At 63.5% G+C, this 7,422-nt stretch carries 10 protein-coding genes and 2 pseudogenes; 8 read left to right on the forward strand and 4 right to left on the reverse strand.

The features are described from left to right. Nucleotides 1–130, reverse strand: a pseudogene (locus EOA38_RS40495) (GDP-mannose pyrophosphatase); the annotation flags it as partial. 158 nt (nt 131–288) lie between these two features. Here EOA38_RS40495 and EOA38_RS22395 point away from each other — a divergent pair. The 3 genes from EOA38_RS22395 (at nt 289) to EOA38_RS22405 (ending at nt 2,019) form a co-directional block, all read left to right on the forward strand. Then, complete coding sequence (locus EOA38_RS22395; RefSeq protein ID WP_127300275.1) at nt 289–1,392, forward strand: NADH:flavin oxidoreductase/NADH oxidase; 1,104 nt, start codon at nt 289–291, stop codon at nt 1,390–1,392. A 77-nt stretch (nt 1,393–1,469) separates the two neighbouring features. Further along, nucleotides 1,470–1,748 (forward strand): DUF982 domain-containing protein, encoded by a 279-nt coding sequence (locus EOA38_RS22400; protein ID WP_126093525.1) that lies wholly within the window; start codon nt 1,470–1,472, stop codon nt 1,746–1,748. 31 nt (nt 1,749–1,779) lie between these two features. Next, nucleotides 1,780–2,019: a DUF2188 domain-containing protein gene (locus EOA38_RS22405; RefSeq protein WP_126093524.1), complete on the forward strand. Its 240-nt coding sequence runs from the start codon at nt 1,780–1,782 to the stop codon at nt 2,017–2,019. Between the two features lie 69 nt (nt 2,020–2,088). On the opposite strand, the gene EOA38_RS22410 is transcribed toward EOA38_RS22405, so the two are convergent. Further along, nucleotides 2,089–2,376 (reverse strand): hypothetical protein, encoded by a 288-nt coding sequence (locus EOA38_RS22410; protein WP_127300276.1) that lies wholly within the window; start codon nt 2,374–2,376, stop codon nt 2,089–2,091. A gap of 171 nt (nt 2,377–2,547) precedes the next feature. Continuing rightward, entirely contained in the window at nt 2,548–3,522 is a 975-nt protein-coding gene (locus EOA38_RS22415; RefSeq protein WP_127300277.1) for an alpha/beta hydrolase, read from the reverse strand. Nucleotides 3,523–3,650: 128 nt separating this feature from the next. On the opposite strand from EOA38_RS22415, the gene EOA38_RS22420 reads away from it, so the two are divergent. The 5 genes from EOA38_RS22420 (at nt 3,651) to EOA38_RS22440 (ending at nt 7,148) form a co-directional block, all read left to right on the forward strand. Beyond that, on the forward strand, nt 3,651–4,391 hold the full coding sequence (locus tag EOA38_RS22420; RefSeq protein ID WP_127300278.1) for a competence/damage-inducible protein A: 741 nt from the start codon (nt 3,651–3,653) through the stop codon (nt 4,389–4,391). 116 nt (nt 4,392–4,507) lie between these two features. After that, a complete protein-coding gene (locus tag EOA38_RS22425; protein ID WP_127300279.1) occupies nt 4,508–5,341 on the forward strand; it encodes a universal stress protein in 834 nt (277 codons plus the stop codon). 187 nt (nt 5,342–5,528) lie between these two features. Further along, on the forward strand, nt 5,529–6,029 hold the full coding sequence (gene gpt / locus EOA38_RS22430; RefSeq protein WP_095765134.1) for a xanthine phosphoribosyltransferase: 501 nt from the start codon (nt 5,529–5,531) through the stop codon (nt 6,027–6,029). 207 nt (nt 6,030–6,236) lie between these two features. Next, the gene (locus tag EOA38_RS22435) at nt 6,237–6,725 is read left to right on the forward strand and encodes an NUDIX hydrolase (protein ID WP_127300280.1); all 489 of its coding nucleotides are present in this window, start codon (nt 6,237–6,239) and stop codon (nt 6,723–6,725) included. Nucleotides 6,726–6,836: 111 nt separating this feature from the next. Further along, nucleotides 6,837–7,148: a PilZ domain-containing protein gene (locus tag EOA38_RS22440; RefSeq protein ID WP_127300281.1), complete on the forward strand. Its 312-nt coding sequence runs from the start codon at nt 6,837–6,839 to the stop codon at nt 7,146–7,148. 49 nt (nt 7,149–7,197) lie between these two features. On the opposite strand, the pseudogene EOA38_RS22445 reads toward EOA38_RS22440, so the two are convergent. Further along, a pseudogene (locus EOA38_RS22445) lies at nt 7,198–7,422 on the reverse strand (ABC transporter ATP-binding protein); the annotation flags it as partial.

Raw genomic sequence — 7,422 nt, forward strand, 5'->3', positions numbered from 1 at the left:
GGTCGTAGGTCTGGCGCGTCTGCGTTTCCCAGCGCCCGTCGCGGCGGCGGTAGTCGAGCACCGTCTTCTTCAGCACCGCCCAGTCGTCGGACAGGACTTCCTCCGAGCGGATGCGGACGCGATCTTCCATGGGTGGGTCTCCATGCTGCCGGCGGCAAGGGTTAGCCGCGAACCAGCGCCTGCGCAATCCCAGAAACCGACTGGTCCAGCGGGGCTTTCACCGGCTCGTGTCTGGCGCAAAGCGCCGCGGCTGCCTAGATAGCGATATCTCTCCCAGGAGCCCGTTTCATGACATCATCGCTTTTCCAGCCGATCACCCTCGGCGGTCTCACCTTCCCCAACCGCATCGCGGTGGCGCCGATGTGCCAGTATTCGGCCAAGGACGGCTCCGCCAGCGACTGGCACCTCCACCACTGGATGAACCTGGCCATGTCCGGCGCCGGCATGGTCACCGTCGAGATGACCGACGTCGAGCGGCGGGGCCGCATCTCGCATGGCTGCCTCGGCCTCTACTCCGACGACAACGAGGCGGCGGCCAAGCGCACGCTCGACGCCGCCAGGCGCGTCGCAGCACCCGCCACCAAATTCGGCGTCCAACTCGCCCATGCCGGCCGCAAGGCCTCCAACAGGAAGCCTTGGGAAGGCGGCGGCCCCCTGCAGCCGGGCGAGGATCCCTGGCAGACCGTTTCGGCTTCGGCCGTCGCCTACGACACAGGGTGGAATGTGCCGCACGCACTGGGCGAAGAAGAGATCCAGCAAGTCATCGGACGGTTCGCCGAGGCGGCCAGACGCGCCGCGCGCGCCGGTTTCGACTTCATCGAGCTGCACGCCGCGCACGGCTATCTGATCTTCCAGTTCCTGTCGCCGCTCTCCAACCAGCGCACGGACCGCTGGGGCGGCTCGCTGGAAAACCGCATGCGCTTCGCCGTCGAAATCGCCAGGGCGGTCAAGAAGGCCGCACCGGAGCTGATGCTCGGCGCGCGCCTTTCGGTGAAGGAATGGGTCGATGGCGGCTTCGACATCGAAGAGGCGATCGAAGTGGCCAAGGCGCTGAAGGCGGAGGGCGTCGCCTATCTCTGCTGTTCCAGCGGCGGCAATTCGCCGCTTCAGAAGCTGCCCAGCGGCCCCGGTTATCAGGTGCATCTGGCGGAAGCGGTGCGCAAGGGCGCCGGCATCGCGACGCGAGCGGTGGGACTGATCGACGATCCGAAGCAGGCCGAAGCGATCGTCGCCGATGGCCGTGCCGACATGGTGGCGCTGGCGCGCGCCTTCCTCGCCGACCCGCGCTGGGGCTGGCGCGCGGCGGCGACTTTCGGCGAACAAATCCGCCCGGCGCCGCAGTTGGCGCGCTCGGTCACGACCATGCAGCATTGGATGAAGGCGGCCGGTTGACGCCACGGACCTGAGACCATTGGGCGCAGGGGTCCCGTCACGATTGCAACCAAATTGGCCGCTTTGCGTTGGCGGCCATGACAGACAACAAGCCATTTGAAAAGCCGGTGGTGGTCGAACTCGGCCATGTCGGCAAATATCGCCAAATAAGCAGCACGCGCGAAGCCGCAGAGTGCCTGATGACGGTTTGGCCTCTCAATCGGGGCCAGCGGCATCGTGATGCGCTCGACACTTGCCTCAAGGCGCTGGAGGGTTATCGTTCGACGGCGGACGCACGCCGCGCATTGATCGAGGCGGCCGAGGAATCGGAAGTGTTGGTTCCCGAAGACAGGTTGCCTGACGAAAAGCTGCATTGAGCGAGCAAGGGTTTCTCGACCGGAGGATTCCATGGCGAAACTGACTTACAAGATCATCGAGCATGACGGCGGTTGGGCCTACAAGGTCGGCTCGACTTATTCAGAAACATTTCCCACCCACCAGGACGCGCTGCGCGCCGCCGAAATTGCTTCGGCCGAACAGCAGGTCGCCGGCAACACGGACGGTATCCAGTATGAGGATTCCGAGGGTGTCTGGCATGACGAGCTGGCCGACGGTCGCGACCGGCCGCAAACCGAAGTCTCCGACTAGCTTTTACGCCCGCGCCGCGACCGACCATGCCCTTGCCTTCATGCCGGCCGCTGGCGGACGCGTCAGTTATTATTTGCCGCAGTACTGATCGTTGACGTTCTGCCCGGCATTGGCGTCGGGTCCGGGCGTATTCGAGGCGCATGGGCCGATGGGACCTGGATTGCCGAGGCTGTTTAGGCCGGTGGCTTCGCTGCTCGAAGAGATACTGCCGGTGGCGTAAGGATCGACTGGCACCGTCCGTTCGTTCGAAACCGGACGATCATGGTGCCACCACGACCACATGTCCGAGGACTGCGCCATAGCCGAGGTTGCCGTACCCAGCATGAGCGCGGAGGCTGCAAGAATTTTCGTAAGCATTGGATACTCCATTTGGTTGGTCGCCGAGGTGTGACGGCGACGCCAATGAAACCCTGGGTTGGATGCAAAAGTTCCAAGAGAAAATCGGCGTGGAGCGGGATGCGCGACACGTTTGTGTGACGAGGCCGTGAGCAGCCGGATCATTCGGCTCGGCGCAATTGCCGTCGAAATTCAGGTCACGCCGGCAAACGCACGTGCGGCGATACGCTGGATGAAGGCGACAACGCGTTCCGGCTCCACGAATTGCGGCATGTGGCCAAGCCCCTCGATCCGTTCGAAATCGAGCCCGTTGATCTTGTCCAGCATCGGCTCGCCATGAGTGGCAATGCCGATGACGCGATCCTCCGTGCCGAACAGAATGCCGGCCGGCACGGCGATCTCGCCATAGTGCTGCTCCAAGCGGCCGAGATCCTCTTCCACAGCCACCACATCGGTCGAAGTCGCGTGGAAATGAGTAGGCCGCAGCCCAAGCCATCCACCTCCAGCGATCATATAGTCCTCGGGAACGGTTTGCGGCGCGAAGATGAATTTCATCGTCGGCTCGGCGTATTTCAGACTGGCTGGTATCGCCACAGTATAGGCTATCACCCGACGCCACAGGCGTGAGGGAATATAGAGCAGGTCGAATTTCTGGCGCACCCGTTCTTCCAGATGCGTGAGCGGTGCAAGCAGCGCGATGCCGGAAATCGCCGCCGGATGCCCGACAGCAAGTGCAAGCGCGATGGCGCCGCCAAGCGAGTGGCCGACGATCAGGGGCCGTTCCAGCCCAAGTTCTCCGATGAAGCGCCGCACCATTTCGGCTTGCTCAGGCAGACGACCAGACGCCCCATCGGCCCGAACCGAATATCCCGAACCCGGCCGGTCGAGCGCGATCAGCCGGTAGCCGGCACCGAAATGTCCGAACAGCGTATGTCGGAAATGGTGAAGCTGCGCGCCGAGGCCGTGCAGGAAGACGATCGGCCTGCCCTCGCCTTCTTCGACATAGTGGATGCGGTTGCCGTCGAACTCGACGAACTTCCCGCAAGCCGGCACCAGCCTTTCGGCCCGGGCCGCGACCCGCCATGTTGCAAGCATCAGGCCGAGCACGACGACAGCCGCCGCAACGAGCACGCCGCCGATCAGCCACGACAAAATAGATATCAGCATCTTCCACCCGAGCCGGACGGGCTCACCTTACCCGCAACCGGCTCTGCCACAAGAGCACCACCTTGCCTGCGCATTGCGGCCGGCCGCCGGCCGCGTTATCTCAGGCGAACTTATTGCCGGAGTGAGCCATGCCTGAAATCGTCACCGCCGCGATGCTTGTCATCGGCGACGAAATCCTCTCCGGCCGCACCAAGGACAAGAACACCGGCCATCTCGCCGACATCATGACGGCGATCGGCATCGACCTGAAGGAAGTGCGCATCGTCCCCGACGAGGAGGACGAGATTGTCTCTGCCATAAACGCGCTCCGCGCCCGCTACATCTACGTCTTCACCACCGGCGGCATCGGACCCACGCATGACGACATCACCGCCGACTCCGTCGCCAAGGCTTTCGGCGTGCCTTGCGAGTACGATGCCAAGGCCTATGCCATGCTCGAAGCAAGCTATGCTCAGCGCGGCATCGAATTCACCGAGGCGCGCAAGCGCATGGCGCGCATGCCGCGCGGCGCCGACCACATCGATAATCCGGTCTCGATCGCTCCCGGCTTCCGCATCGGCAACGTTCACGTGATGGCCGGCGTGCCGTCGATCTTCCAGGCGATGCTCGACAATGTCGTGACGACGCTGAAGACAGGCACCAAGATGCTGTCGGCCACGGTGCACTGCCCGTTCGGCGAAGGCCTGATCGGCGGGCCGCTGGCCGACATCCAGAAGGCGCACCCCGACACCATCATCGGCTCCTACCCGAAATACGGCGACGGCAAGTTCTGGACAGAGCTCGTGGTGCGCGCCCGCAGCGAAGAGGCGCTCGAGGCCGCGCGCAGGGACGTCGAGGCCATGGTGGCGGGCTTGTCGGCTGCAAGCTGACGCCATCGTCGGACCGGAACCAAGGACGCCGTAACGGCGTTTGTTTTCCGGCGCGTTTGCGCCGGCATTTGAGGGCCGGACGCACATCTCGCGCCGACTCTTTTTTGGGGGATGTCATGCGCTTCAAGACAATCGTCGCCATTCTGCAGAACGAGCAGGACGCGGAGCGCGTGCTCGACTGCGCCATTCCGCTCGCCGAGCGGTTCGAAAGCCACCTCGTCGGCATCCACGCGGAAGCGCTTCCGGTGCCCTATACGTCGGCCACCGGTTTTCCCGATACCGAATTTCTGCAGGTTTCGGCCGAGATGAGCAAGGAGCGCGCCGACAAGCTGCAGGCGGTGTTCCTCGGGCGCGTTGAGGATTCCGGTCTCTCCTTCGAGTGGCGCAGCCTGGAAAGCTTCTCCGGCGACAGCGCGCTGACCGGCATATCGAGCGTGCGGGCGGCGGATCTGATCATCGCCGCGCAGCGCGATACGGGAGGCGATCCGGGCGCCGATGTCGACACGCTGGTCTATGACGCGGGCCGGCCGGTGCTGGTCGTGCCGCACGCCGGGCCGCTCCTCATCACCTTCAGGCGCGTGCTGCTCGCCTGGAACGGCAGCAAGGAGGCGGCTCGCGCCGCATTCGATGCCCTGCCCTTCATCATTGAAGCCGACAAGACCGACATTCTCGTCATCGATCCGCCGGAGACACTGGATGAGGCTCCCGAGGCAGCGGGCGCCGAGATCGCGGCCGCGTTATCGCGCCACGGCGCCAATGTCAGCGTTTCCGTGCAGAAATCGAGCGGCGCCTCGGTCGACGATATCATCCAGGAGAGGATCGCCGAATCCGGCGCCGACCTGCTGGTGCTCGGCGCCTACAGCCACTCCTGGCTGCGCCAGCTTCTGTTCGGCGGCGTCACCCGCACCGTGCTGCGCACGGCAAACGTAGCGGCCTTCCTGTCGAGATAAGCATGTTTGCCCAAAGTAGGAACCGGGTTCGGAACAAAGACATGCTGAACGCGTTTCAGCGCGACGCGCTGTAAGTCCACAGCCATCGCGAACTCCCACCTTGCCAAGCCTGGCGCTTTCCGGCTAATTCCGCCTGCATTCCATAGTATCTGCGCGCCGCGGCGCGCGCTTGCGGAGTGCGCGAACCATGTCCCTTCCTGAAAAAGCCTTTCCGGTCTCCTGGGACCAGTTCCACCGTGACGCCCGCGCGCTTTCCTGGCGGCTTTCCGGCGCCAACAAGGGACAGTGGAAGGCGATCGTCTGCATAACCCGAGGCGGCCTGGTGCCTGCGGCCATCATCGCGCGCGAGCTCGGTATCCGGGTCATCGAAACCGTCTGCGTGGCCTCCTACCATGACTACACGAGCCAGGGTCAGTTGCAGGTCCTGAAAGAGATCTCGCCTCCGCTGCTTGCCGACGACGGCGCCGGCGTGTTGATCATCGACGACCTCACCGATACCGGCAAGACGGCGGGCATCGTGCGCGCCATGATGCCGAAGGCGCATTTCGCGACGGTCTATGCCAAGCCGAAGGGCCGGCCTCTGGTCGATACATTCGTCACCGAGGTCAGCCAGGATACCTGGATCTACTTTCCATGGGACATGGGCTTCACCTACCAGAAGCCGATCGCCGACGATCACGCCGGCTGAGCACCAAGAAATTTTCAAAGAATCCGACTTTGAGGGCACGTTTGTGCCCCTCAAATCCTACCGGATGAACACAATTGCTTTTGGGACGTTGACTTTTTCTGGTGGGATTTTCCCGAACGAGTGAAGTTTTTTACTTTTAAAGCTCATAATTCGCCGTAAGATTCGCAAAATGGCAAACGATTCCGGAGGCTGGGGGCAGCTTCTCCAATGTTGACGAGGCCGACGACGCACAACCAGATGGCCGAAAGAGTCAGGCGACTCTTCGGCACCGCGCCGTGCCGCCTGCAGGTTGCCGCCTTGCCCTGGCGCAAGGGTGAAAACGGCGTCGAGATCATGCTGATCACCAGCCGCGACACCGGACGCTGGGTTCTGCCCAAAGGCTGGCCGGAGGCCAGGGAGCCGCTTTGCGAGGCCGCCGCTCGGGAAGCGGGCGAAGAGGCCGGATTGCGCGGCACCATCTCGCATCTCGAAGCCGGCCGTTACTTTTACGCCAAGGTCCTGGCTTCAGGCGAGGAAGCGCCTTGCGAGGTCCTGGTGTTCCCGCTCAAGGTCGACCGCGTTGCCGACCGCTGGAAGGAAAAGCGCGCCCGCACCCGCAAATGGGTCGGCTCCGCCGAGGCCGTCAGCATGGTCAATGAGCCCGATCTTTGCCAGATCATCACCTATTTCTGCGCCGATCCGCATAGATTCGCCTAATCATCGATTACATAACCACATATGCAGTGCGACGAGCATGCCGCGCATTGCGGCGCGCGGGCATCGGTGCTTTGTTTGCCGCTGCAAGTGCCGATTCGGCTAACGGCGTCGATGATGAACCCCGCGCAACCACTCGAAGAAACCTCCGGCGAACACCGGCGCGAGCATCGCCAGCGCGTGCTCAAGGGCGGGACGATCATCACCGGCATCCAGAATTCCGAAGTCAGTTGCACGCTGCGCAATCAGAATCCCGGCGGCGCCGAACTGAAAGTGGCACCGGACTCGCGCGTTCCCGATCATTTCCTGCTCTACGTTCCGGTCGATGGCGTAGCCTATCGGGCGGAAGTGCGCTGGCGGCGCAACGACCGCGTCGGTGTCAAGTTCACCGGTATTGAGCCCAAGCCCAAGCTGCACTACGGCTGACTGCCCACCAAGCAGGAAGGCATCCGGCCGAAGCCGGATGCCGTCCGTTTCACGCGACGAGCCCTTTGGTCAGTTCGAGCGCCTGGCGCTCGAACAGCCGCCGGTAGATGCCGCCATTGAGTCGGATCAGCTCGTCATGCGAGCCTTCCTCGACGATGCGGCCGCGGTCGAAAACCAGCAGCCGGTCGAGCGCCCGCACGGTCGAAAGCCGGTGCGCGATGACCAATGTCGTGCGCCCGACCATCAGCCGCTCCATCGCCTTCTGGATGAGCAC

Source organism: Mesorhizobium sp. M1E.F.Ca.ET.041.01.1.1 (genome assembly GCF_003997355.1).
In the GTDB taxonomy this organism is placed as follows: domain Bacteria; phylum Pseudomonadota; class Alphaproteobacteria; order Rhizobiales; family Rhizobiaceae; genus Mesorhizobium.

Bases quoted from the DNA above. Each gene is read 5' to 3' on its own strand.
- EOA38_RS22395 (WP_127300275.1), top strand. From the start codon at position 289: ATGACATCATCGCTTTTCCAGCCGATCACCCTCGGCGGTCTCACCTTC.
- EOA38_RS22400 (WP_126093525.1), top strand. From the start codon at position 1,470: ATGACAGACAACAAGCCATTTGAAAAGCCGGTGGTGGTCGAACTCGGC.
- EOA38_RS22405 (WP_126093524.1), top strand. From the start codon at position 1,780: ATGGCGAAACTGACTTACAAGATCATCGAGCATGACGGCGGTTGGGCC.
- EOA38_RS22410 (WP_127300276.1), bottom strand. From the start codon at position 2,376: ATGCTTACGAAAATTCTTGCAGCCTCCGCGCTCATGCTGGGTACGGCA.
- EOA38_RS22415 (WP_127300277.1), bottom strand. From the start codon at position 3,522: ATGCTGATATCTATTTTGTCGTGGCTGATCGGCGGCGTGCTCGTTGCG.
- EOA38_RS22420 (WP_127300278.1), top strand. From the start codon at position 3,651: ATGCCTGAAATCGTCACCGCCGCGATGCTTGTCATCGGCGACGAAATC.
- EOA38_RS22425 (WP_127300279.1), top strand. From the start codon at position 4,508: ATGCGCTTCAAGACAATCGTCGCCATTCTGCAGAACGAGCAGGACGCG.
- gpt (WP_095765134.1), top strand. From the start codon at position 5,529: ATGTCCCTTCCTGAAAAAGCCTTTCCGGTCTCCTGGGACCAGTTCCAC.
- EOA38_RS22435 (WP_127300280.1), top strand. From the start codon at position 6,237: ATGTTGACGAGGCCGACGACGCACAACCAGATGGCCGAAAGAGTCAGG.
- EOA38_RS22440 (WP_127300281.1), top strand. From the start codon at position 6,837: ATGATGAACCCCGCGCAACCACTCGAAGAAACCTCCGGCGAACACCGG.